The organism is Paraburkholderia sp. (genome assembly GCF_049581445.1).
Taxonomy (GTDB): domain Bacteria; phylum Pseudomonadota; class Gammaproteobacteria; order Burkholderiales; family Burkholderiaceae; genus Paraburkholderia.
The window spans coordinates 21,851-46,508 of sequence record NZ_JBAURZ010000371.1 but is presented as its reverse complement, the minus strand read 5'-3'; the positions used below and the strand labels follow the sequence as shown (position 1 = coordinate 46,508).

General features: G+C 61.6%; 21 protein-coding genes. 5 read left to right on the top strand and 16 right to left on the bottom strand.

Annotated elements, in window-relative coordinates; translation table 11 throughout:
- Nucleotides 1–858 (top strand): MFS transporter (locus WCA85_RS32025; RefSeq protein WP_424069222.1); only part of this gene is annotated, 858 nt, incomplete at its 5' end.
- 61 nt (nt 859–919) lie between these two features.
- On the opposite strand, the gene WCA85_RS32020 is transcribed toward WCA85_RS32025, so the two are convergent.
- A complete protein-coding gene (locus tag WCA85_RS32020; RefSeq protein WP_424069220.1) occupies nt 920–1,192 on the bottom strand; it encodes a hypothetical protein in 273 nt (90 codons plus the stop codon).
- 164 nt (nt 1,193–1,356) lie between these two features.
- Nucleotides 1,357–1,797, bottom strand: coding sequence for a DoxX family protein (locus WCA85_RS32015; RefSeq protein ID WP_424069218.1), 441 nt, complete (start codon nt 1,795–1,797; stop codon nt 1,357–1,359).
- A 264-nt stretch (nt 1,798–2,061) separates the two neighbouring features.
- Here WCA85_RS32015 and WCA85_RS32010 point away from each other — a divergent pair, with 264 nt between their 5' ends.
- Complete coding sequence (locus WCA85_RS32010; protein ID WP_424069216.1) at nt 2,062–2,787, top strand: DeoR/GlpR family DNA-binding transcription regulator; 726 nt, start codon at nt 2,062–2,064, stop codon at nt 2,785–2,787.
- Between the two features lie 19 nt (nt 2,788–2,806).
- Here WCA85_RS32010 and WCA85_RS32005 read toward each other — a convergent pair whose 3' ends face one another.
- Entirely contained in the window at nt 2,807–3,208 is a 402-nt protein-coding gene (locus WCA85_RS32005) for a VOC family protein (RefSeq protein ID WP_424069214.1), read from the bottom strand.
- A 271-nt stretch (nt 3,209–3,479) separates the two neighbouring features.
- Between WCA85_RS32005 and WCA85_RS32000 the strand changes: the two genes are divergently transcribed.
- Nucleotides 3,480–4,247 (top strand): SDR family oxidoreductase, encoded by a 768-nt coding sequence (locus tag WCA85_RS32000; protein WP_424069212.1) that lies wholly within the window; start codon nt 3,480–3,482, stop codon nt 4,245–4,247.
- On the opposite strand, the gene WCA85_RS31995 is transcribed toward WCA85_RS32000, so the two are convergent.
- From WCA85_RS31995 to WCA85_RS31975, 5 genes are all read right to left on the bottom strand, one after another.
- Complete coding sequence (locus WCA85_RS31995; protein ID WP_424069210.1) at nt 4,244–6,412, bottom strand: tetratricopeptide repeat protein; 2,169 nt, start codon at nt 6,410–6,412, stop codon at nt 4,244–4,246. The genes WCA85_RS32000 and WCA85_RS31995 overlap by 4 nt on opposite strands.
- A 233-nt stretch (nt 6,413–6,645) precedes the next feature.
- On the bottom strand, nt 6,646–7,299 hold the full coding sequence (locus WCA85_RS31990; RefSeq protein WP_424069208.1) for a GIN domain-containing protein: 654 nt from the start codon (nt 7,297–7,299) through the stop codon (nt 6,646–6,648).
- The gene (locus tag WCA85_RS31985) at nt 7,284–7,850 is read right to left on the bottom strand and encodes an N-acetyltransferase family protein (RefSeq protein WP_424069206.1); all 567 of its coding nucleotides are present in this window, start codon (nt 7,848–7,850) and stop codon (nt 7,284–7,286) included. The genes WCA85_RS31990 and WCA85_RS31985 overlap by 16 nt, the downstream gene beginning before the upstream one ends.
- A gap of 495 nt (nt 7,851–8,345) precedes the next feature.
- Nucleotides 8,346–11,315, bottom strand: coding sequence for a putative bifunctional diguanylate cyclase/phosphodiesterase (locus WCA85_RS31980; RefSeq protein WP_424069204.1), 2,970 nt, complete (start codon nt 11,313–11,315; stop codon nt 8,346–8,348).
- 132 nt (nt 11,316–11,447) lie between these two features.
- Complete coding sequence (locus WCA85_RS31975) at nt 11,448–12,227, bottom strand: N-acyl amino acid synthase FeeM domain-containing protein (protein ID WP_424069201.1); 780 nt, start codon at nt 12,225–12,227, stop codon at nt 11,448–11,450.
- A gap of 301 nt (nt 12,228–12,528) precedes the next feature.
- On the opposite strand from WCA85_RS31975, the gene WCA85_RS31970 reads away from it, so the two are divergent.
- Entirely contained in the window at nt 12,529–13,857 is a 1,329-nt protein-coding gene (locus tag WCA85_RS31970) for an MFS transporter (protein ID WP_424069199.1), read from the top strand.
- A gap of 207 nt (nt 13,858–14,064) precedes the next feature.
- Nucleotides 14,065–14,421 (top strand): hypothetical protein, encoded by a 357-nt coding sequence (locus tag WCA85_RS31965; RefSeq protein WP_424069197.1) that lies wholly within the window; start codon nt 14,065–14,067, stop codon nt 14,419–14,421.
- A gap of 109 nt (nt 14,422–14,530) precedes the next feature.
- Here the strand turns inward: WCA85_RS31965 and WCA85_RS31960 are convergent, their stop codons facing one another.
- From WCA85_RS31960 to deoC, 8 genes are all read right to left on the bottom strand, one after another.
- Nucleotides 14,531–15,580 (bottom strand): ABC transporter permease, encoded by a 1,050-nt coding sequence (locus WCA85_RS31960; RefSeq protein WP_424069195.1) that lies wholly within the window; start codon nt 15,578–15,580, stop codon nt 14,531–14,533.
- Between the two features lie 14 nt (nt 15,581–15,594).
- A complete protein-coding gene (locus WCA85_RS31955) occupies nt 15,595–17,127 on the bottom strand; it encodes a sugar ABC transporter ATP-binding protein (RefSeq protein ID WP_424069193.1) in 1,533 nt (510 codons plus the stop codon).
- Nucleotides 17,128–17,323: 196 nt separating this feature from the next.
- Nucleotides 17,324–18,328, bottom strand: coding sequence for an autoinducer 2 ABC transporter substrate-binding protein (locus WCA85_RS31950; protein ID WP_424069191.1), 1,005 nt, complete (start codon nt 18,326–18,328; stop codon nt 17,324–17,326).
- A 131-nt stretch (nt 18,329–18,459) separates the two neighbouring features.
- Entirely contained in the window at nt 18,460–19,494 is a 1,035-nt protein-coding gene (locus tag WCA85_RS31945) for an ABC transporter permease (protein WP_424069189.1), read from the bottom strand.
- A 28-nt stretch (nt 19,495–19,522) separates the two neighbouring features.
- Entirely contained in the window at nt 19,523–20,485 is a 963-nt protein-coding gene (rbsK, locus tag WCA85_RS31940) for a ribokinase (RefSeq protein WP_424069187.1), read from the bottom strand.
- Nucleotides 20,482–20,958, bottom strand: coding sequence for an RbsD/FucU family protein (locus tag WCA85_RS31935; RefSeq protein WP_424069185.1), 477 nt, complete (start codon nt 20,956–20,958; stop codon nt 20,482–20,484). Before WCA85_RS31935 ends, rbsK begins: the two co-directional genes overlap by 4 nt.
- Before the next feature lie 51 nt (nt 20,959–21,009).
- Nucleotides 21,010–23,415 (bottom strand): aldehyde dehydrogenase family protein, encoded by a 2,406-nt coding sequence (locus WCA85_RS31930; RefSeq protein WP_424069183.1) that lies wholly within the window; start codon nt 23,413–23,415, stop codon nt 21,010–21,012.
- A gap of 13 nt (nt 23,416–23,428) precedes the next feature.
- Complete coding sequence (gene deoC / locus WCA85_RS31925; RefSeq protein ID WP_424069181.1) at nt 23,429–24,442, bottom strand: deoxyribose-phosphate aldolase; 1,014 nt, start codon at nt 24,440–24,442, stop codon at nt 23,429–23,431.
- Between the last annotated feature and the right edge of the window lie 216 nt (nt 24,443–24,658).

Genomic DNA, 24,658 nt, shown 5'->3' with positions numbered 1-24,658 from the left:
GCTCAGCCCCCGCGCAGCCTCGACCTCCCTGGACAGATTCTGGCCATCGTCGCACTCACCGCCTTCACCGGCGCGGTGATCGAATGGCGTCCGCTCGGCCTGAGCCACCCTCTCGTGGCCGGCGGCTTCATCCTCGCGGTCATTGCGACGATCGCCTTCGTGACGATCGAAGCTCGCGTCGCGGCGCCAATGCTGCCGCTGTCGCTGTTTCGCAAGCGCACGTTCAGCGCCGCCGTGCTGTTCGGCATCTGCGTGAACCTCACGTACTACGGGATGGTGTTCGTGCTGAGCCTGTATCTACAACGGGTGCGTGGCTACACGCCGCTGCAGGCAGGGCTGGCGTTCTTGCCGCTGACGGGCGGCTTCCTGGCGTCGAACGTGATGAGCGGCTGGGTCGTGGCACGCTACGGCGTGCGCGTGCCGATGATCGTCGGCGCAGTGACTGCGGCGCTGGGTTACGGCTCACTGCATCTGGTCGATGCGAATACGCCTCTCATCGGCCTGCTGGTGCCCTTCCTGATGATTCCGTCGGGGATGGGCCTTGCCGTGCCGGCGATGACGACTGCCGTGCTGGCATCGGTGGAAAAGCAACGCGCCGGGACCGCCTCCGCGGTCCTGAACACCGCCCGGCAGGCGGGCGGTGCGGTGGGTGTAGCAGCCTTCGGCGCGCTTGTAAGCGGCGCGGGCGCGGCCCACATCGTGTTCGGCATGCAGGCCGCCACGGCCATTTCAGCCGGTCTGTTGATCGCAGGTCTCGTGCTGGCTTGCCTCGTGCACCCGCACCCGCATGCGCAGCATTCCGAAAACGAAACCAGCAAACGCTCATTGCGTACGGTGCGCGACCCGGAACGCGGTTAGCCTGGACCGGCGGCCCCGTGCGTCAATCACAAAGCACAACGGCCATGCATGCGACGCCGCGCTACAGCGCGGCCTCCTGAATCACGCCCGTATCCAGCGCGCGTTCAATCAGCCCTTCGCTCTGCACTTTGCTGATGGCATCGGCGATCAGTTTGGCAGGCTCTTCGATCTCGGCCTTGATGGCGCTGAGGAAGCCGGACGCGTCGAGAATCACCAGCGTCTCCGCCGAATCGGCCCGGCTGATGATCACGCGATGCGGTGTCGGCCCCTCACCGAGACTCGCGCAAAACTGCATGGCGTTACCGCCGATCGTTTGCTCGAAACTTTGAATCATCTCCACTCCTTGCAGACAGTCTGAATCGAAAAGACGGGGCGGCACGTAACCTGTACTCGCCGATGAGGACCATGCTCGCCTAAAGACCGACGCAAAAAACCGGCCTGATATCCAACGTGTCATCCAGCCTGACATCCAGGCTGGCAACCAGGCTCTTAAGCAGGCTAACGGCTCATCTGGCCCAGGCCGCCGCGCGGCGCGCGGGCAGCATCGATGCTCATGCGGCCCGGGCCGGTCACGAACAGCAGCAAGAAGCCGCCCGCGATGCCGATGTTCTTCCAGAAGTGAATCACCATATCGTGCTGCATGACCGGATCTGTGATGTTCCAGAAATCATGCCCGAGGACAGCGGTAGCCACCGTGTACACCGCCATGATGAGCGCCAGCGGGCGAATCTTGAACCCGAGGATCAGGAACAGGCCCCCGAGCGCCTCTATCGCCGTGGCAAGCGGCGCTGCGACCTGCACGAACGGCACGCCCTTCGAGTGCAGATAGCCGACGAAACCCGCGTATCCCACCAGTTTCATCACACCGCCCCATAAGAACAACACCGCAAGGGCAACACGTGCGAGGAAGATTACGCCGGAATCGACGGGACGCGTCATGAGAGAAGGCTCCAGTAATTGAATAAGCAAAGGACCGGGGAATGTGCCGTCAGTTCCCGGACGCAGACTGTCAGAATATGTGCATTGACCGGGTTTACCAAGCGAAACTAACCCGCGCCGACGCCTTAGTGGCCCGCATTTTTCCTACAAAAAGCCGTCAAAAGGGCGACCTATCTCTCGCCGCGCGCGTGCGCCCTTGTTATAATTCTTTCACGAATTCGAACAAAATCTAACGCACAGGTGCGTCACGGGCCCAGGAGTTCCATGCTGAAAACTGATCGCCTTCGCGCGCTCGCTGACGCGCTGGCCCGACAAAACGTGATGCGTCTGCGCGACGCAGCCGCGTTGCTCGGCGTTTCGGAAATGACCGTGCGCCGCGACGTGGCCGGCAGTCCTGGCCAATTCACCTATCTGGGCGGCTACATCGTCAGCGCCACGGATGTGCCCAACACCGCCGGCTATTCGCTGGAACAGGAAAAGGACCACTTCGCGCAGGCCAAAGCGGAAGCCTCAGCAGTCGCCGCGAAACTGATCACCCACGACGAGACGCTCTTCATCGACTGCGGCACTACGCTCACCACACTCGCCCGGCTGATTCCTGCCGAGCGCCATGTCACTGTGGTCTGCTATTCGCTGAACGTCGCGGAAATCCTGCGGCGCAAACCCAACGTGCGGATGATTCTGCTGGGGGGCATGTATGTGCCGTCGTCGGATTCATTCTCCGGCGAGGAAAGCATTGAGATGCTGCGCCGGATGGGCATCAACAAGGCGTTTATCTCGGCGGGCGGTGTAGATCCGGCGCGCGGCGTGACATGCTGGAATTTCCATGAAGTCGCGCTCAAGCAGGCGGCCATGGCGAGCTCCGTGGAACGCCACCTCGTAGTGGATACCAGCAAGCTCGGCGTGGTCAAGGCTGTGCGATTCTCGCAGGTCGACGACTTCGATTCGATCATTACCGAAAAAGGTCAGGAACTGCGCAAGCGCAAATGAGCGCGCCCGTCTGCCGCGTTTAAGGATAGGTAGCCACTTCGATCAGGTTGCCATCCGGATCGCGGCAATAGACCGACGTCATCGGGCCGCGCGCGCCGGCGCGGGCAACCGGACCGTCCTCGATCGCAACGCCTTGCGCCTGCCATTGAGCCTTGACCGAATCAGGGCTCGCCTTCGTCACAAAGCAGAGGTCTGCACTACCAGGCACTGGCGCGACGCCGGTGTACCAGGCAACCGTATCCGCATCCTTCGGCCGCAGATTGATCTTCTGCCCGCCAAAATGCACGGCCACCCGTGTCCCGCTGCGCGAATCGAAGTCCACACGTTGCATGCCCAGTACGCGCACATACCAGGCGGCACTCGCCTCGACGTCGGCTACGTTGAGAACGAGGTGGTCGATGCTGTCTATCGAGAAGCTCATGATCGTCCTAAGTCGTGAATCGTGAGAATGGATGGGCAATGCACGGGTCGATACTCGCCGTGGGCACGCGTCAAAGAACCCTTCGGTAGCGTCAAAATATCATGGGCGGACCAACTGCGTCGGCAGGGCCACCAAGGCGGGCTATGCGGAAAACCCGACCTCAACACAGCGCGTCGGGCAAACCGTTACCATCGCGAGATGAACTCGGATGACGCGTCACACGCATCGTCTGTGCAGATCGAACTACACCCCGGCAAAAAAGGACGCCCGCATGACACAGCTTTTCGATTTGACGGGTCGCACGGCCCTCATTACCGGTTCGGCGCGCGGCATTGGCTTCGCGCTCGCCGAGGGGCTTGCCAACGCGGGGGCGACTGTCCTGCTGAACGGCACGCAGGCAGACACCGTCGCGCAGGCGGTCGAGCGGCTGCAGGACAAAGGCTTAAAGGTCCAGGGCCGTGCCTTCGATGTGACGAACGAGCCGGCCGTCGCCGCAGCCTTCGAGCAATGGGACCATGAGGGCGTGCAGGTCGACATCGTCGTCAATAACGCCGGCATCCAGTTTCGCAAGCCTCTCGTCGAACTCGCACTGAGCGACTGGCAACGCGTGATCGATACCAACCTGACAAGCGCGTTCATTGTCGCCAGACAGGCCGCGAAACGGATGATCGCCCGCGGCACGGGTGGCAAGATCGTCAACATCGGTTCGCTCACCAGCGAGGGCGCGCGGGCGACGGTGGGCGCCTATACGGCGGCCAAAGGCGGCATCAAGATGCTCACCCGCGCGATGAGCGCCGAATGGGGTCCGTCGAACATCCAGGCCAACGCGATTGGCCCCGGCTATATCCTGACCGACATGAACCAGCCGCTGATCGAAAACGCAGCGTTCGACGCCTGGGTCAAAAGCAGCAATCCATCGCAACGCTGGGGCAAACCGGAGGAACTGGTCGGCACCGCGATCTACCTCGCGTCAGCGGCGTCGAGCTATGTGAACGGACAGATTATTTATGTGGACGGGGGCTGGCTCGCGGTGCTTTAAAGGGCGCAGTGCGCGTCGAGCAGCACCGAACATTCCTCTGCACACGCCTGCCTGACACGCTCGATCACCCCAGCCCAGCCCTCACCCGCGGACTGGCGGAATAACCGCATCGTGTCCGGGTACCAGGGTGAGTCGGTTCGATCGTGCATCCAGCGCCAGTCGAGGTCTTCACCGGGCAGCAACACCCAGCACCGCTTACCCAGCGATCCGGCCAGATGCGCAATAGACGTGTCAACGCAGATCACCAGATCGAGTTGAGCGACGATCGCCGCGCTGTCCGCCAGGTCCGTCACCTCCGAACCCAGCTGCAGCAAGGGCTGGCCAGCCGGCGGAGACTGTGCCTCGTCCTCCCCCTGGCCTTTTTGCAAACTCACGAAGCAGACGTCCGGCACGCTCCACAGCGGCGCCAACAGCGCCAGCGAGGGCAGCGACCGGTTCGCATCGTTGTGGTGTCTGGCATTGCCCTTCCACACCACGCCGATTTTCCGGCCAGCCGGTAAGCTACCGAGCCGCGCACGCCAGTGCTCGATCAGCGACGGATCGGCGCGCAGATAGTCGGCGTATGGAATTGTCTCCATGGTCGTGCCCACGTGCAGCGGGAGACTCATCGTGCTGGTCCAGTAGTCGTACCCCCCCGCGCCGGCGAGACCCGTTTCGTGGTCGAGCACGGCATCGACACCATCGATCGTGACAAACAGACGGCGCAGCGCGGCCATGCAGACCACCGCGACCCGCGTCACGCCCAGCCCCTTCAGTTGCGAGATATAGCGGCCAAACTGGAGCATGTCGCCGAGACCGTCCTCCTGCCAGACCAGCAGCGACTTCCCAGCGAGCGACTCCCCGCGCCACCGGGCACACGGCAGCAAGCCCGCGGTCTTGCCGTGGATGAACTCACGCATCTGATAGCGCGACTCGTACAGCCGCCAACCCTCGTGAAATTGACCCGTGCTGATCAAGAGGATGGACAAAGCGAAAGTCGGTTCGGCATAACCGTCGCGCAGGGCGATGGCCTGCCGGTAGGACGCCTCCGCTTCGGGCAGGCGCCGCAGGCCCTTAAAGACGTGGCCCAGGTTGTAGTGGGCCTCCGCGAGTTCGGGGCGCAACGCGAGCGCTCGCCGGTACGTCATAGCAGCTTCGGGCAAGCGGTCGAGCGCGTGCAGTACGTTGCCCAGATTGTTGAGCGCTTCGACCGCGCCCGGGTTGATTCGCACTGCTTCACGATAAGCCGTCTCGGCCTCGGGCAGGCGCTCCTGGTTCTGCAGCACGATGCCCAGGTTGTAGTGCGCTTCCGCGTAGTCGGGGCGGATCGATAGCGCCTGCCGGTAGGATGCCTCGGCTTCAGGCAGGCGCTTGAGGTCGCCCAGCACGCTGCCCAGGTTGTTATGCGCTTCCGCGTAGTTGGCGCGAATGGCGAGCGCCAGCCGGCAGGCAAGCTCCGCCTCGGGGAGGCGCTTGAATGTCTTCAGCACACCCGCGAGGTTATTCAACGCCTCTGGATATTGCGGGCGAATCAGCAGCGCCTGCCGGTATGCCTCATCCGCTTCGGGCAAGCGGCCTAGTTCCTTCAGTGCGTTGCCCAGGTTGTTATGGACCTCGGCGCAATCGGGCCGCACTGCCAGCGAGTCGCGGTAGGCGGTTGCCGCCTCCTCGAAACGGCGGTAATCGTAAAGCACGATCCCGAGGTTGTAATGCGCCTCCGCGTAATCGCCCCGCAGAGCGAGCGCCTGACGGTAAGCCTCTTCTGCATCCTGCGGGCGCTTCAGCGCATATAACACCGCGCCGAGATTGTTAAATGCCTGCGCCTGATCGGGACGGAGCCGCACCACGCTGCGAAACAGCGCCTCGGCTTCAGCCAGCCGGTTGAGGCCTTTCAGCAGGATGCCAAGGTTGTTGTACGCGTCGATGAAATCCGGTTGAACTTCGATCGACTGGCGCCAGAATCCTTCGGCTTCTGCCAACTGGTTCAGACCGAGTGCGCAGACTGCTGCGATGTTCAGCGCCCCGATGTGGGTCTCCGTGCCGACGGCGTCCTGATGTCCGGGTGTGCGGTCCAATCCTGGCTGCAACAGGGCCAGCGCCTCGGCGAATTTGCCCGCCTGGCAGAGTGAAACCGCCGTTTGCAGGCGCTCGGGGCTAGAAGGCGCGAGAGTCGAAGCCGAAGTCATCAGGGGTCGTGGCTGAGGTTAGCGGTTATCAGGTAGCGGTAACGGGCCGTTACGCGGGTTTCAGGCGCCCGGACGCCTCGTTGCGCGCGGGCGCCGCTGCGCCGCTGCACGGGCCAAACGAGGGTGCGCCAAGGATGAAGGTTACGGCAAGGGACGCCCGCCCGATGGCGGGAAATGAGGGGCGTGCAACGCGTTATTCGGGGGATGGGCGGCGCGCGATTCCCGCCTCACGTTCATTCGAAGCGCACTTCGCCGGAGCCGATCCGGTTGACCGTTCGCACAGCAGGTTTGCCTTGCACGTCGACAACGCCAGACCCCATCACGTTGACCGTGGCGGAGTCGGAGGCATAGCCATGCAGATCACCCGAGCCTTGAACATTCGCGACCAGTGCGTTCGCGTGAAGCGCGCTGACGTCGATGTCTCCCGATCCGGAAATCGAGGCGCTGACTTTATTTACGCTACCCGACGCCAGGATCGAACCCGACCCGGAAACATTAAGCGCGAGCGACCGGTCGCTGATCCCCGAGACGCGCATCGTTGCCGATCCGGCAATGCTAACCGCTTGCAGCGAAGGGCCCGTGATTACGACCTTCAACGGCGTGGCCAACGACGCAACATCCTTGAGTTCAACCGTGAGCACACCATTCTTCACCGCAGTGACGACATGCGGCAAGACTTCGGCCGGCGCCGACACGGTGACCGACGTATACGGGCTGATCGAGAATGCGCCTTCCACAGCCCCAACCAATCGAACCCCCGAGAACGCGTCGGTCTGCCGCTTCTCCGTCTTATCGGCGCCCGCGCTTCCACTGCTCTGGGCCATCGCGACGCACGCGAAGACGCTGCAAATCGCCGCAACGGTAAATCGAACTATCGATACTCGCATTTCTCTGCCTCCTGATTCGTCCGTTGCGTGGCCAACTGCTCGGTCAATCCACGGCAAAACCGTACCTCCGTCAAAGGCGCGCCGCCGATCACGATGTCCTTGCTGGCCTGATCGCTGACAAAGCCAATCCGCTCGTAAAATGCAATCGCGCGCCGATTCTCTGCGAGCACCCAAAGCGCGACCTGCGTATACCCCGCCTGATGCAACCGTTGGCACGCGGCGTCGCTCAGAATGCGGCCTATGCCTCGCTCCCAGAACCCAGGCGACAGATAGAGCGCTTCAACTTCGCCCCACTCGTTGTCTTTATCCGCATCCCGGCAGGCGCCAAAGGCGATCCAGCCAACGAGCGCCCCATCTACGGATGCGAGCAGAACGCGCAACTTGCCTGCTTCAAGCGCGGCGCGCCAACTCTTCGCGCGAGCAGCGACGGACAGGTCCTTGAGAAACGCCTCGGGAATAATCCCTTCGTAAGCTGCCTGCCATGACGACACATGAACCGTCGCGATGGCCTCAGCATCGTCTACGCTCGCCTCGCGTATATCCACGTTCATCTTGATCGCTCCTTGTTCAGACATGCGTGCCGCATGGTTCAGGCCCTGGCGGCACGCCTGCAACGTTCGGATTAAACAACGCAGTGCGTAATGCGCCTATCGTCCAATAAACGGCAGAGAAATAGCCGAACGCGCAATGCCTAATGCGAAATTGCGGAGAAACAATAAGGTTTGACAAACTGCCCGGCACAGATTCGACCGCATATGAAATGGCAATGAAAAAGAAAACCAATCTATCCGGCAAACGAGTTTCATGTCTTTCGTCCCATTACACAAATGGAATTCGCGGACATCGATAATACGGTAAAAAATAATCTTCGAAGAGCCTATGCGGCCGGGATTAAACGACGCAAGTTGGCGGCATGCGGCCCGCGACGCAGTGTCGGTGCGGATCAGATTGCGCTCAGGCTTACGTGCGGACCATGAGCACGAGCAAGTACATGCCGTCCAACGTCGTTCACACGCTCGCGAATGCTCGCGTGTGGCCCATACCGCTCAGTGCAGATCCGCTCGAACACGCGCTTCGTAGCTTTCTTCAATCTGCTCGGCATGATGAACCAGACTGTCTACGAAGCGCTGGGTAGCAGGATCCTTGATAAAGCTGGCGGCCGAAGTAGCCGCAAGAATAGCCGAGCTCTCCTGCGGCTTGGCGATGACAAAACCCTGCACATAGTCGACGCCGATCTCCTTGAGCGCGGCGAGCGTTTCGGCATCCTCCACCCACTCGGCGATGCTGCGCATCCCAAGGTTGCGCGCGAGCGCAACAATGGCCTCGACGATCGCCGTGTCGGCCGGATGCGCACACATGGTGCGGATGAATTCGCCGTCGATCTTCAATGCATCGGCTGACAGATCCTTCAGGTACTTGAACGACGTGTAGCCCGCGCCGAAGTCATCCAGCGCGATCTTGCCGCCCATATCATGCACGCGGGTAATGAAACGTTGCGTGTTCTCCAGATCGTGCAGCGCGACGCTTTCGGTGATTTCGAGGCACAGGTAGCGAATAATCGAGCGATGCCGCGCGAACAACGCGAAGATGTCCTCCATGAACTGCTCGTCGTTCAGCGAACCGCCGCTCAGATTGACGCAGATGAAGCGGGTTCTCGACAGCGCCGCGCGATTGACTTCAAGCCAGTCAAGCACCGAGGACAGCACCCATCGATCGATGGCGGCAATGTTGCCCGACTCCTCCGCGGCGACGATAACCTTGCCGGCCGGCAGCGTCGAACCATCAGGAGCGCGCCAGCGCAGCAGCACTTCGAAATCGAGCGAGCCGGTGGGCGCCGCGAGCGACATGATCGGCTGCATGACCAGAAAAAGACCCGACGGCAAACGGTTCTGCCCGAGCGTTTCGACCAGCATCAGTTCCTTGGCGCGCTCTTCGAAGGCGGCCGCACCCTTGCGATAGGTGACGAGATGGCCGTGAGCCACATTCTTCGCCTCACGGCACGCGCCATCGGCGTGCGACAGCGCGTCCTGCACACGCACGCCGGGCGAGCATTCCACCAGCCCAATCGAGGCCTTCACCTGAAACGCGCATTTGCCCACCTGGTACGGGGCCGCGCTGAGCAACGTGACGAGTTCGCGGCATTGCGCGATCGCATCGTCGATAGTCGTATTGCTCATCACGCAGATAAACTCGTCGCCGCCAATCCGCCCCACGGCATGCTCGGGCCGCACAAGCGTACGGGTGCGCGCAGCCACCTGCTTGAGCACCTCATCGCCGGCACGGTGTCCAAACAGATCGTTGACGAGCTTGAAGCGATCGAGGTCGATATACGCCAGCGCCCAGGGCGTCACCTCCTCGCTTTGCGCCGCAATCGCCAGCTCAACGCCACGCCGGTTGAGCGACCCTGTCAGCGGATCATGCTCGGCGAGAAACTGCAGCCGTTCGAGCGCCTTCGAGCGTTCGGTCACATCCTGCAGCGAGCCTTCAATGAAGCCATTCGAACGCGTCGCCTTAAGTGAGTAGCGGCGCTCCTCGGTGCCACGCGCCTCAACGCCGCTCAACTCAAGCTCACCTTCGCTGCCACGCTGCGCCAGCGCCTGCAACGCACCCCAGGCACCGGCTTCAAAATGCTCCTTCCAGTGACGTTCCCGGTACTCGGCCTTGCGCAAATCGAGCATTGCACGCAGCGCAGGATTGGCGCGCACGAAGTGCCCTCGTTCATCGAGCGTAAAGAGGCCGATTGGCGTGACTTCATAGGTATTGCGCAACTCGGTCTGCATCCGGCGGCGCCGCTCGCGCTCGGCGCGCATCTGCTCGGCGATCGCGAATGCTGCCATCATGCTCGACGACAGGGCCGCAAGAACCGGGCTGATGCCCGCGGTCAACGCCGGAATGCCGAACGCGGCGCCCAATACCTCGGAGAACGTTGCGACAAGCACGATGGCAAGCGAAGCGACGTACCACATCACGGTGCGCGAGCGCGCCTTCCACATGAGCCGGGCCAACAGGAAGATCAACACGCTAATGCCGAAGCCGCCTATGCCCCACAGCACTGGAATGAACATCGAGTAAGGCAGCGGGAACGCCAGCACCAGCATCGCCAGGCCCGCATACTGAGCGGCACGCAGCAGCCACCCATAGCCAATTCGCTTCAGTTCGCGGCGGAACAACTGGCTAAATAGTGCGCCTGTCAGCAGGTAGTACGCCGCAAAGGTCAGCCTGCGCAGTATCGAGAGGTCGCCGGCCGGAATGACCCGGTCGAGCCATTCGTTGTCCCAGCCCATCGCGTTCGCGCACAAGCGCAGATTGCCGACGAGCCAGACGGCGAAGATTACATAGGTCCACTCACGATTGATCAGCGCGGTGACGAACACGAAGAGCGAGAGAGTAAGCAAGCCGCCCGCGATCAAGCCGGAGCTTTCTTCAAAGTCGAGTTCGGAGTTGCGCAGTCCGCTGACGTCCCGGCCCACCACGGTAAGCTGCGCAGGCCCCGAGAACTGGCTGCGGCAAAGCAGCGTTTCCGGGCTCGACAAGGGGCCAAGAAACAACGCGAAGCCGGCTTTCGATGCACGCATCCGGCCAGACGCGCCATCCCGGTCCGCGCGCCCGAGTGACTCCAGCGTGTCGGCCCGCCAGCATTGCGCCATTGAGGCATGCCGGGACGGAAGTTCGATAGAGCTCACGCGTTTTGCGCTGGTCTCGACTGGCGCGGTGAACGCGAACCAGATCGGCGTCTCTGCAAGACGGGTACGAAAGTTGGTGACCGACGGACTACTGGCGAGGCGGGAGAGCGCCTGCTCGGATGTCATCGCGCCGGATTTGTCGTCGAATACGGTGAAAGAAATGGGCGTGCCAACCCGTGCCGGGAACTGGCGCGGCAAAAACACCAAAGCGACCAGCGCTCCAAGGGCAATCAAGGCCGGTACGGTATAAACCGAAAAACCGTACAGCGCCTGATCCAGCCACGATCCGGTGCGCCTGACTTTGAAGCGGGAAAAAGCACCAGACAGACCCATACCTGCAACTCTCCCCGAGTGATGCTTTGTACCATGTGGTAGACGACGCTGCGGCACTACCCTTACAAGTCCGCCGCGCCGCCACCTTTCTCTCTTATAACCCGATTCACATGGGAATCCGGGCTTATCTGACTAGCTACTTGCAACGATGTCTGATTCCTGATCGCATCCTACCGTGTCCAGCGTCAAAGTTGAATCTCCGGCGCCCCGCAAATTGATGTCCGGATGGCGAGTCTGGAAGATGAAGTTAAAGAGCGGATGCCCCGCTTCACGCCATTCCCGCCGCGCGACACCGACCTCGCCTGCCATCACGCGGTGTGGCAAGCCGCCTACGTGCGACATCGGTAAGAATTCCCGAGCACCGAATATGTCCTTGAATAGCATGGCCTCATATTCCCGGTCGATCGGCGATCTAGCCGTAATGATCATCCAGTCAACGTACTGCTGCTCGCAAAACAAAAACAACGACTTGAACAGCATCGCTTTCACCACGCGGCCCGGCGAGCCGCCGGCCACCGCGAGGCGTGTTGCTTCGGCGAGACGCCCCGAATTGCACCACGCCGGCAATTGCACCGAACTTTGCACCGGCAGTCGCTCGAAGTCGTTGGTTTGAATCCGCATCGTGCCGAGCGGCGCGCCGTCGAACTTCGATTCCGCCAGCAAGATGGTCGTGCCGGGCGCCCGATCGCAGTCCTCAACCGTCATCTTTTCAGCGAACTCCGGCAGATGCCGGCCATACGCCGAACGGCGAATGCCCACGGCCCTCTCGAGGTCGCTTTCACTTGCCGCTATACGAACAGTAAACGGCATCCATTCGGCTTTCTGAAGCGGTTTGACAGCAATCGATTCCTGCTTGTGGTCACGTTCTTGAGAAATACGGACGACTTCGTGCGTGATATCCAGACGGTCCATTTTTTGTTCCCCTTTAGGGTGGTGAAGGAAAAAGCCGTCCCTCCAGGTTAGCCTCCCGGACAGAACGACTTAACAAGCGTCTCACGAAGTCAATTTATGCAGTGCGGTATAGGCAAGGTTCAGTGCATCTTTTATGGCGGGACTCTAAATATGCCGAAAAACTATTGGTTATTCGCATGCCTTTCCCGTCCTTTCATGCGTACCGGATAGTTGCGCTTGCACTAAACTTGACGCCCCTAAGCCAGTTCGCGACGCGCTTCTGGCTGCTTTTCAAACACTCGCTTACGACGCAACTTAGGCAATGAACCCAAAACCGACGGAGCCGCCCGACGACGCGCAAGCGCTGGGTCAGGCACAACCCCAGGCCACGACGCGCCAGCAAGCCTCCAGCGAAACACCTGGAGCCGGCTTAAACGAAGCGCGGCTCAGCCTGCCGCGCAGCGGGCCGTTCCAGCGCTTCTGGGGTACCCGCGTACTTTCTTCGCTGTCCTTCCAGATGCTGGCCGTGGCCATGGGCTGGCACATCTATGCGCTCACGCACAGCGCCTATGCACTCGGCCTGCTTGGCCTCGCGCAATTCCTGCCGATGTTCACATTGACGCTGGTGGTCGGGCACGTTGCCGACCGCTACGATCGCCGGCGCATCGCCGCCATCTGTCAAAGCGTCGAAGCCGTCGCTGCATTGATGTTCTTGTTGGGCACCTTTGGAGGCTGGTTGAGCGCACCGGTTATCTATGCTCTCGCTGTATGTGTCGGCGCGGCGCGAGCCTTCGAGTCGCCCGCAGTGTCGTCCCTGCTGCCGGGCGTGGTGCCGCGTGGCCAGTTGCCCCAAGCCACCGCGTGGGCAACCTCGGCGGGGCAGACTGCGCAGATAGTGGGACCGGCGCTTGGCGGCCTGCTATATGGCGTCGGCCCTGGCGTCGCCTATCTGGCATGCATGATCGGCTTTGCCGCGGCTGCGGTGATGGTGCGGGGGATTTCATTGCAGGCGAAGCCCGCCACGCGTGCCCCCGTGACGCTTGAATCCGTCTTCTCGGGCATTGGCTTTATCCGCCGCCAGCCGGTCATTCTGGGGGCCCTGTCGCTTGACCTCTTCGCCGTCCTGTTTGGCGGGGCCACGGCCCTGCTGCCCGTGTTCGCCCGTGACATCCTGCATGCGGGGCCGCTGGCGCTCGGCATGCTGCGCTCGGCCTCGGCTGTCGGTGCGCTGGCGGGGACGATCTGGTTCGCCCACTTCCCATTGCGCACGAGGCCAGGCACGGCGATGTTCGGCGGGGTGATCGTCTTCGGCGTCGCGACCATTGTGTTTGGGCTGTCGCACCAGTTTCTCGTGTCGCTCCTGGCGCTGGCGGTGCTCGGCGCAGCAGACGTGATTAGTGTAGTGGTGCGCCTGTCGCTCGTGCAGTTGCGCACGCCTGAGGAGATGCTTGGACGCGTCAGCGCGGTGAACGCGCTGTTCATTGGCTCTTCGAACCAGTTAGGCGAGTTTGAGTCTGGTCTGACCGCGGGATGGTGGGGTGCGCAACCGGCCGTGCTGGTGGGCGGCGTGGCCACTATTTGCGTGGCGCTCTTGTGGATGAAGCTCTTTCCTGAATTGCGGCAGGTCCGCTCACTTGGGCATGAGGCTTGAGCCCGGGACATGATCATTTTTACCGATCTCGCGTCTGACCTGGCGGACGAAACGACCTGACGACCGTCACTGCTTAATTGCGGGCCTCACCTCACACGCCGTAAGCCCTGCTGAAATTGGGGACTTCACTAGCGGATTGCACCTTTCGCCAGAACTTCAGTCCAAGTAGATGCATTGATCCAGAACTGCCTTAAACACGGAGGAGACATGCAAACCGCCAATCACGCTCACCACTTCCACCTTGAGCTGCGTCACGCCACGGTTCCCACGTATGTGACCAGTTATCTGTTTCCGATTCTGTTGCTGGCCTACGAGGCCTATCGGGTCGGTCACTGGATCTTCGACTACGGGATGAACTTCGCGAACTTCCGCTACATGGGCTATGAATTCCTGCTCATGCTGGTGTTCGTCGGCCTGCAGATTTTCGTGGAGATCGTGTTCCTTGCCTGCGCGGCTGTCACGCGGCATCCGGACCTCCAACACAGGGTCGCGAATGTTCTGGCGGGGATTGCCTGCTCGTTTGTAGTGATCGGTTTCGACCTGGCGCTGCAGTACGCGCTGTAGGGGAAGCTGCCGTATGCACGGCGCTGGTTTGCCCGTCGCTTTGTCGACGGTGCTGCCCGCTGGCTGACGTTTGCCAGACAGCGGGCCGCACGCCAGGCGACAACCCCGCCTAGTTCTTGCGTTGCAGCGCGAACAGCGTGCCCGCGACCAGGATGAATGCGCCGATAATGACTTTCTGCCAGGTGCTAGGCACTCCTACCAGAATCAGCACGTTGTTGATCAGCGTGACCAGCACCACCCCCAGCAGCGTCCCCGCCACCGTGCCGGTGCCACCCGTGATGCGCGCGCCGCCCAGAATCACCGCGGCGATCACGTCGAGTTCAGAGCCAACCAGATCGAACGGATTGGCCAGCCGGTTATTCGACACGTGCAGAATCCCCGCAATACCGGCGAGCATCCCCGTATAGCCAAACACAAACAGGTGGATCGCGCGCAGGTTATAGCCGAGGCGTTCCGCAATCGCGAGGCTGCCGCCCATCGCGTAGACGCCGCGTCCCATCATCGTGCGGTTAAGCAACCACCATGTCACCGCCGCGGCCAGTACGAGTGCCAGCACCGAGACCGGCAGCACTGCGCGCAAGCCATCCGCAGTTTGATAGAAGAACAGCGGGAGGCGGCCGAAGCGGTCCATGCTGTGCGGAATGTTCATGAAAAACGTCGTGCCGACGAACGTCAGCAGGATGCCGCGAAACAGGTATTGGGTGCCGATCGTCACGATCAATGAAGGCGCTTTTAACCGGTACACCATCAGGCCGTTAATCAAGCCCAGCACAGTGCCGCCCACGGCACCCGTGATCAGGATCAACGCGAATGGCTCGTCGGGCCACCAGGCGAACACTGCCTTGGTGATGGAATACATGGTCAACGCGCCGATCGCCGTGAACGACACGTCGATGCCGCCCGATGCGAGCACCACCAGCGTGCCAAGCGCGAACAGCGACACGGTCGTGGCCGAGTGCAGCGTGTCAAACAGCGTCGCCCACTGGAAGAAGCGTGGGTTGATCGCGCCGACAACCACGCACATCACGACGATCAGGCCCGCAGTAAACCACTCGGGGCGGCGCGCGAGTTTCTCTCGCAGACTGAGCGATTTGACCTTTGGTGCGACGGCTACGACGGGTGGAGTAGTGGTCATGCTCTGGTTCATACGCGGGTTCATGCTTGTGACGTCCTCTACGCTGCTTCCGACAGCAGCGCGTGATAAAGGTCGGCTTCGTGCAAATCACCGGCCTGGTATTCGTTGGCGACGTGGCCCTTCTTCATCATCAGGATACGGTCGCAGTTCTGCAGCAGTTCGGGCAGGTCGTCGCTGATCAGGATAATCCCGATGCCGCGCTGCGACAGGCGCTGCATGATCCGGTAAATGATGTCTTTCGAGCCAACGTCCACACCCACGGTCGGGCCGTGCAGGATCAGCACGCGCGGATCGATGGCCAGCCAGCGGCCAATCAGCACGCGTTGCTGGTTGCCGCCGGACAGCGACTGCACCGGCTTGTCGACATCGGGCGTGGCGATCTGCAATTCCTTGACGGTTTCCACCGCCAGCGCCTGGGCGCGCTCACGATCGATCTGGCCAAAGCGGTCGCGCAGGCTCGAGATCATCGCGGTAATGACATTGTCGCGAATCGGCTTGTCGAGAAAGAGCCCTTCGTTCAGGCGGTCTTCCGGCACATAACCAATGCGGTGATCTTTGGCGTCTGAGGGCGTGTGCAAGGTAATGCGCTTGCCGTCGAGCACGATTTTGCCGTGGTGTGCGGGCGCAACGCCGGCCAGCGCCCGTGCAAGTTCGTTGCGCCCCGAATCGAGCAGCCCCGTTATGCCGAGAATCTCGCCGTGATGGAGCGCAAACGTCACATCAGCGAACTGGCCCGGGCGCGTGAGGCCGCTCACGTCGAGCACGACCTCTGCGCCGAATCCGCTTTCGCGATACCGCTCGCTCGACAGCTGTCGCCCTGTCATCAACTCGCTGATCTGCGCCTTGGTGTAATCCGTGATCGGCCCTTGCGCCATTTTCTGCCCGTCGCGCAGCACGATTACTTCGCCGCCGATCGCATAGCATTCGTCCAGCTTGTGACTGACGAACAGCACGGTCACGCCTTGCGAGCGCAAATTGGCGAGCACAGCGATCAGGTTGTCCACTTCTTTTTGCGTGAGCGACGTCGTTGGTTCGTCCATGATGACGAACTTCGCCTCACTCGCAATGGCACGCGCAATCGCCACCAGTTGGCGCGTGGCGAGCGGCAACTCTTCGACCAGGGTGTCCTGGAAATCCGCGTCGCCCGGCAGGCCGACAGCCGCCAGCGCACGTGCTGCGGTCTGAGCCAGCGCACGCGTGTCGAAGGTACGCGCCAAGCGGCCATTGTGCGCAGCCAGTTCCGAAGTCAGCCCGACGTTTTCCGCCACGCTCATGTTCGGCAGCAGCGACAAATCCTGGTATACGGTCTCGATGCCCGCTGCGAGCGACTCCAGCGCCGTCAGCTTCGCGTGCGATACCCCTTCGATAATCAGTTCACCTTCATCGGGCGGCTGCGCGCCGGAGATGATCTTGATCAGCGTGCTCTTGCCGCAGCCGTTCTCGCCAAGCAGGTGATAGATCTGCCCGGCCTGGAACGACAGGCTCACGCCACGCAGCGCATGCACGCCGGTAAAACGCTTGTGCACGCCAACCACTTGCAGGAACGGCACGGAAGCAGCGTCTGAATTCATAGTCCAATCGCAACCTAAAAAGAGTGCCCCTAACCTGTCGCTTTGCGCCAGGCTACCCGAGGGGACAATCCCCCGAGGGGACTTACTGCGTTACTGCGGTGCGAAAAACTGGGGCGGCCCAGCGTTTCCTTGCGAGGTGTGCCCGCCACCTTCACCTGCCGAAGCAGGCACACCGTTACACAGGAACTGACTCGCGTTAGAACGAGTAGTTCTTGTAGTTCGACTTGTCGACATCGACCCAGCCCTGACCGCGCACGATAATGCCCTTGCCCGGACCCTTGGTCACCGTCACCTTGTTGTAGCCCGGCAGGCCAAGGTCGTCGCCGTCATGCACCGTTTTGCCCTGGATCAGCATCAACGCGATCTTGTTCATCGCCAGGCCAGCAAGCTTCGGATCCCAGAACGAAATGCCGTTGATGGCACCGCTTTCGAGGAACTTGCCTGCTTCAGTCGGCAGACCCGTGCCGTACACGCAAATCTTGCCTTGCAGGCCCGCTTCTTCAACCGCCCGGCCAATGCCGATCACGTCCAGCGACGACGAACCCTGGAAGCCCTTCAGGTCCGGATGCTTGCGCAGCACTTCCTTCGCAACTTCATAGGCGCGCTCGCCATCGTTGTTGGTTTCGAGCTTCGGCTCGACCAGATCCATCTTCGGATACTTGGCCTTCGCGTTGCTGATCCCGCCATCGGCCCACTGCACCTGCGAGCGGCTGCCGAGCGAGCCCACCAGCGCAACCCACTTGCCTTCGTCGTGCATACAGCTGGCGAGGTGCTGGTTCAGGTTTGCACCATAGGCCGTGTTGTCGAACGCTTCGACGTCGACCATCGTGTTCTTTTCGTTGTCCGCCTCATGCGTGACCACCTTGATGCCGCGGTCCATCGCTTTCTTCAGCGCGGGTTCGAGCGTCGGCGGATCGTAGGGGACGACGGCCAGCGCATCGACCTTCTTGGCGATCAGGTCTTCGATGATCTTCAGTTGCTGCGCCGCGTCTGCCTGGCCCGGTCCGGTCTGATAGGCCGTCACGCCCGGGTTGTCCTTCGCGAATTGCTTGACGCCCTCGTCCATGCGGTTGAACCAGTTGATCCCGGTCACCTTCACCACCGTGACGATGGTCACGGGATTCGCCGCTTGGGCCGCAGTGATTACGCCCACCGCAAGAGCGCCTGCTGCGAGCGCGGCGGCCAGTCGATTCAGTTTCATGCCAAGTCTCCTTTTTTCTTTCGATGTCGCCCTGCTTCACGGTTGCGGACATCCAGGGCCCCGATGTCCGCCGCGTACTAAAACCTTGTCTGCGTGACCTAACCTCGCCACGCACCACGCCTGACTAACGCCTAACGTTTGGGAGCCGCCGAACTGGGGCGCGCGGCGAAGCCGAAGATCGCACTGACCTTCTCGCCACCTGCAAACGCCAACGACAGCAACAGCAAAAAGCCCCACGCGCAATCGCCGAAGAACTGCGACACGCCGAGCAGATTGAACAGACTCGCGAGAAATTGCAGCACCAACGCGGCAAAAAACACGGAGATGATGCGGCCACGGCCACCGGCGGGATTCACGCCGCCCATCACCGCGATCAGGATCGAGATCAGCAGATACGAATTACCGTAATCCCATTTCGCACTGGACGTGTGCGTCGCGCTGATCAGCCCGGCGAGCGAAGCGAGCACGCCGCACATCGTGTACGTGAGGATCAGCATGCGGTCACGCGGAATGCCAGCATAGAACGCGGCTTTCGGGTTGGTGCCCATCAGATAAAGACGCATGCCGAACGGACTGCGTCTGAGCAACCACCCCAACACGATAATCGCGGCAACAAAGATGACGAAAGAAATCGGTACCTGAAGCCATGTGCCATTGCCGATATCCGAAAGCTGATCGACATATTCGACCGGCACCGAGGCGCCGTTGCTCAACACGACCGCGATACCGGTGAACAGCAATTGCGTGCCGAGCGTACAAAGGATCGGCGTGAGCCGCAGCTTTGCAATGACCAGGCCGTTCAGGAAACCGCCCAGCACACCCACCACCACCACGATCACGCAAAAGACTGCGGTATACGCGACCGGCGACGCGTCGCTGCTGATGATCCTGGGAAGGATCAGCGCGGCGGCCATGCCCGACAGATTGGCGAGACCAACGCCGGACAGATCGATACCGCCGTTGCCCGAGATCATCGAAAGCATGATGCCGAGCGCCAGCAGGCCCAGCTCAGGCAACTGGCTGCCCATCGACTGCAGATTGTCGATGTCGACAAACTGGCCGTGCGACAGCAAGGTCGCCACCAGCACCACGACTACGTTGACCACCAGCAAAAAGTTGAGCTGCCGGTCGCCGAACATTTTTCCAGGAGCAAGCAAAGACTTCATGGTAAGGACAGACTCCTTAGTGGACCGCTTATTGCGCCGATACCGGCTGGCCCGACTGACTCAATACCTGATTCACTTCGGCGAGCGTCGGCATGGACGGCGCTGTACCAGCGCGCGTCACGGAGATGCCTGCCAACGCGCAACCAAAGCGCATCGCATCCACCGGATCGGCACCGCGTGCGAGCGCAGCAGCAAAACCGCCCGTGAAGCCATCGCCGGCACCGGCAGTTTCCACCACCCGCCCGCATTTAAATGCAGGTATCAGCACCGATTGCGAAGCCGAATGCAACAACGCGCCGGCCTCGCCTAGCGTGACGATTACCGTACCCACGCCTTTGGCAAGCAGCACATCTGCTGCGCGACGCGCGTCGTCCACCGTCTCGATGGGCACGCCTGTCAGCGTAGCGGCCTCCGTTTCGTTGGGCGTAATGTAGTCGCACAGCGGGAAAATGTCGTCGTTGAGCGGCACTGCGGGCGCGGGGTTGAACACCGTCGTCACGCCGTGGCGGCGCGCTACTTCGAGACCGCGCTTCGCAGCGGCAAGCGGCTGCTCCAGTTGTGTGACGAACACTTGCGCCTTGGCGATATCCGCTTCAATCGCATCCACGTCGCCGGCGTTCATCGTGCCAGCCGCGCCGGACGCGACGATGATCGCGTTCTTGCCATTGGTTTCGTCGACAAAAATATGCGCGGCGCCCGTCGACATGCCTTCCACCGTGGTGGCGCGTGCTGTGATGCCTTCGGCGGCCCACGTCGAGCGTGCAATCGTACCAAACGCGTCGTTACCGATACGCGTGCAGAACACAACTTGGGCGCCGGCTCGCGCGGCGGCCACCGCCTGATTCGAACCCTTGCCGCCGGGCCCCATTGCGAAGGCCGAACCAGCGATCGTTTCGCCGATCAGCGGCATACGTTCAGCGCGGAACGTCAGATCGGTCACGTAGATGCCGAGAATCACTACGCGCCCATCTTGTCGGGACGGCTCACTCATTTGTTGCGCTCCGTAGCCAACGGCGCGTCTGCAGCGAGCAGCACACCCTTCTTGAACACAAAGCAGCCATAACCGCGTTGCTCGCCGGTTGCGATCACGCAATACGCTTTCTTCGCCCGCTCATAAAATGCAAACCGCTCGATCGACGCAAACGGCACGTCGCGCCCTTCAGCGGCATTCACTTCAACCTGCGCTTCACGCTGCACGGCAGGGACGGTGTTCGGCTCGCCTACCACTTCCATGCGCGAGGCCGGATCATCGACAAAGCTGTCCAGCGGCAACACGGACAGCACGGCACGAACCGCGCGCGCTGCGTCAGCGTCGAGACGCAGCAGTTTGCCCAGTACCGTTGCACGCGCAACGGAGTCGCCCGGGAAATTCGCGTCGCAGATCACGACTTCATCACCGTGACCCATCGCGCGTAACGCCTGCAGTACATCGGCATTCAACAGCGGGTCCAGATTTTTAAGCATAGTGTCTCCTACATGTTCATTTGGCCGGCTGCCCGTCCACGTGTCAGACGGTCAGTCTCCGTACGGAATCCAGATGTTCTTCACTTGCACAGCCTGGCGCAGCCACGCGGTGCCTTCCGTCGAGCGGTCGAACCAGTCGAACTGGCGGCCATGATCGACGAACGTGCGCTTCAGGTTGCCAACCGACGCACCTTCTACCATCTTCGCGTCCGCCGCGCTACCGAAACACCAGAGCGCGTCGACGTCATCGTGTTTTGCCAGCGCGGGCAGCAGCGCAGCGCGCTCGCCGGTGACGATATTCACCACACCGGCGGGTACATCAGACGTTTCGAGCACCTGATACAGATCCGTTGCTGTCAGCGGGCAAGCCTCGCTTGGCAGCACGACGACCCGGTTGCCCATCGCCAGTGCCGGGCCGACCAGCGACACGAATCCGAGCAATGGCGCTTCATCCGGACAGGCAATGCCGATCACGCCGAGCGGTTCGTTCATCGCCAGCGCGACACCGCGCAACGGCGGCGTATGCACCGCGCCGTCGTACTTGTCGGCCCACGCGGCGTAGGTGAAGAGGCGCGTGACCGCTGCTTCGACTTCCGCATGCGCGCCCGCTTCATCGACCCCGGTACGCACCATCAGTTGCCGGGCGAATTCGTCAGCACGTACCGACAGATTCTCCGCCAGATAGAACAATACCTGCGCGCGGTTATGCGTGCTTGCAAGCGACCACTTTCCCGCAGCGCGCGCCGCTTCGACAGCGTTACGAATGTCCTTGCGATTGCCCTCACCCACTTCGCCGACCATCTCGCCAGCGGCACCATACACCGGCAGAGAATAACCGCCATCGGGGCGTACCTGCTTGCCGCCGATAAACAGCTTCGCGGTGCGATCGATAGGTGTGACGTTGGAGCGGCCCGCTTGCACTGCATGCGAGCCCGCACCGTTACCGTGCATCAAGGCAGAGCGCGGCGCACGCTCAGCGAGCTTAAGCCAGGCGCGCGGCTTCAGATATTCGTAAATGCCCTCCCGCCCGCCTTCGCGTCCATAACCCGACTCGCGATAGCCGCCAAATCCCACAGCGGCATCGAACAGGTTGGTGGCGTTGATCCACACCACACCGCTCGCGAGGCGCGGCGCGATATCGAGCGCGCGGCCGATGGTCTCGCTCCACACGCTGGCGGCGAGGCCATAACGCGTGTTGTTGGCGAGCGAAACCGCTTCGTCAGGCGTGCGAAAGCTCATCGTTATCAGCACAGGGCCGAAGATTTCTTCCTGCGCCAGCAACGAAGCGGGCGCAACACCGGTAACGAGCGTCGGTGGATAGAAGCAGCCTTGTGAAGGCATCGGTGCATCCGATGCTTGCCACACCGCGCAGCCTTCGCGACGGCCTGCTTCCACCAGCGACTCAATCCGCTCCAGTTGCACCGGATCGACAATCGCGCCGATATCGATGCTCTTGTCGAGCGACGAGCCCACCCGCAAGGTTGCCATGCGACGCTTGAGCTTTTCGATGAAACGCGCTTCGATGCCTTCCTGCACCAGCAGACGCGAACCGGCGCAACACACCTGCCCCTGGTTGAACCAGATGGCGTCGACTACGCCTTCGACAGCACCGTCGAGATCTGCATCGTCGAATACGATGAACGGCGACTTGCCGCCGAGTTCGAGCGTCAGCGACTTTCCCGAGCCTGCCGTCACCGAGCGAATCTGGCGGCCCACTTCCGTGGAACCCGTAAAGGCCAGCTTGTTGACATCAGGATGTTCGACGAGCGAGGCGCCCGTGCGGCCGTCGCCGGTCACGACGTTCACCACACCAGCCGGCAAACCGGCGCGATGCGCCAGTTCAGCAAACAACAGGGCTGTGAGCGGCGTGTATTCAGCGGGCTTCAATACGATGCAATTGCCTGTGGCGATCGCCGGTGCGATTTTCCACGAAAGCATCAGCAGCGGGAAATTCCACGGCACGATCTGACCCACCACACCGAGCGGTGTGAAGTCGGCAAACTCGCTGTCCTGCAACTGCGCCCAACCGGCGTGATGCAAAAAGTGGCGCGCGACGAGCGGCACATCAATGTCACGCGTCTCACGAATCGGCTTGCCGTTGTCGAGTGCCTCAAGCACGGCGAACAGTCGGCTATGCCGCTGCACCATACGAGCGAGTGCATATAGATGTCGGGCACGACCCGCGCCGCCAAGTGCGAGCCATGCAGGCTGCGCGGCGCGTGCGGCTGCAACGGCCGCGTCCACGTCGGCCTCGGTGCCCTGGGCGATCTTCGCGAGCAGTTGACCCGTCGCCGGTTCGTGCGATTCGAAACGCTCGCCCGAGGCCGGCTCATGCCATGCTCCGTTGATGAAATGCCCGAAGCTCGACTCGTGCTGCGCGAGCCACGCCCGCGCGGGCTGATCGTCCTCCGGTGCGGGACCGTACTCCATCGAAGAAAAATATTCGGCTACGCTCATGGGATCGATCTGCTCAGGCAACGGGGTGACGGTTAAAGGAGGAATAACGACCGCTCACGTAGTGTTCGAGTTGGCGTTCGATATCGGCCAGCAGGCTCGACGCACCAATCCGGAACAACTCGGGTTCGAGCCACGCGCGACCCAGCTCTTCTTTCATGAGGATCTGATACGTCAGCACGGACTTCGCAGTGGAGACACCCCCGGCTGGTTTAAATCCAATCAGGATGCCGGTACGTTCGTAGTATTCGCGGATCATCCGCGCCATCACCAGCGAGACATCCAGCGTGGCGTTCGTGCCTTCCTTACCGGTGGACGTCTTGATGAAATCCGCACCGGCCATCATGCAGACCATCGACGCACGCGCCACATTGGACAAGGTGCGGATATCGCCGGTAGCAAGAATCGCTTTCACATGCGCCGGGCCGCAGGCCGCGCGGAAATCGCGCATTTCGTTATAGAGCGCCTGCCAGTTGCCGGTGAGCACATGTTCGCGTGTCACGACGATGTCGATCTCTTGCGCACCGTCGGCGACCGACGCTTCGATCTCTTTGAGCTTGAGCGGATGCGGAATCAAGCCCGCTGGGAAGCCTGTCGAGACCGCAGCAACCGGAATGCCGCTGCCATCCAGCGCATCCACGGCGGCAGCCACGAAACGGTGATAGACACACACCGCTCCGGTCGTAATCGAGTTCGGCGGCATACCGAGCGCACTGAGGATATCGGCACGCACCGGCTGACGGGCTTTTGCGCAGAGGCGCCGCACGCGGCCCTCAGTGTCGTCGCCATTCAACGTGGTGAGGTCGATGTTGGTCACGGCTTTCAAGAGCCACGCCGCCTGGGCGTCTTTCTTGACCGTGCGCCGTGTGCCGAGCGTCGCAGTACGGCGTTCGACTGCCGACTGATTGACGCGCAGGCCATCGAGCCACGAGGCGTCGAACGGCACGCCAGGGTTGCGTTCCGGGTGAACGGCCACTGAGCTTCGCAGCGCGATGACCGATGAAGATAAAAAAGAAGGGGCTTCGGGCATGGTACGTCCGTGATTTTGTGCGTCGCACAACAACGGCTGGTGGTTTATTCGCAATCATCCTACATCGTTTGATAGGATCGTAACAAGTGGCGTTACGATCATTTCCTCATATACCGTTTGATCAACTGCTCTAAAGGGCCCGCCGGGCGCCATTGCCTCCACAGACCATAGGTGTTTTCACCAACAAAATCAGCCCAAATCAACAATAAAAAAATT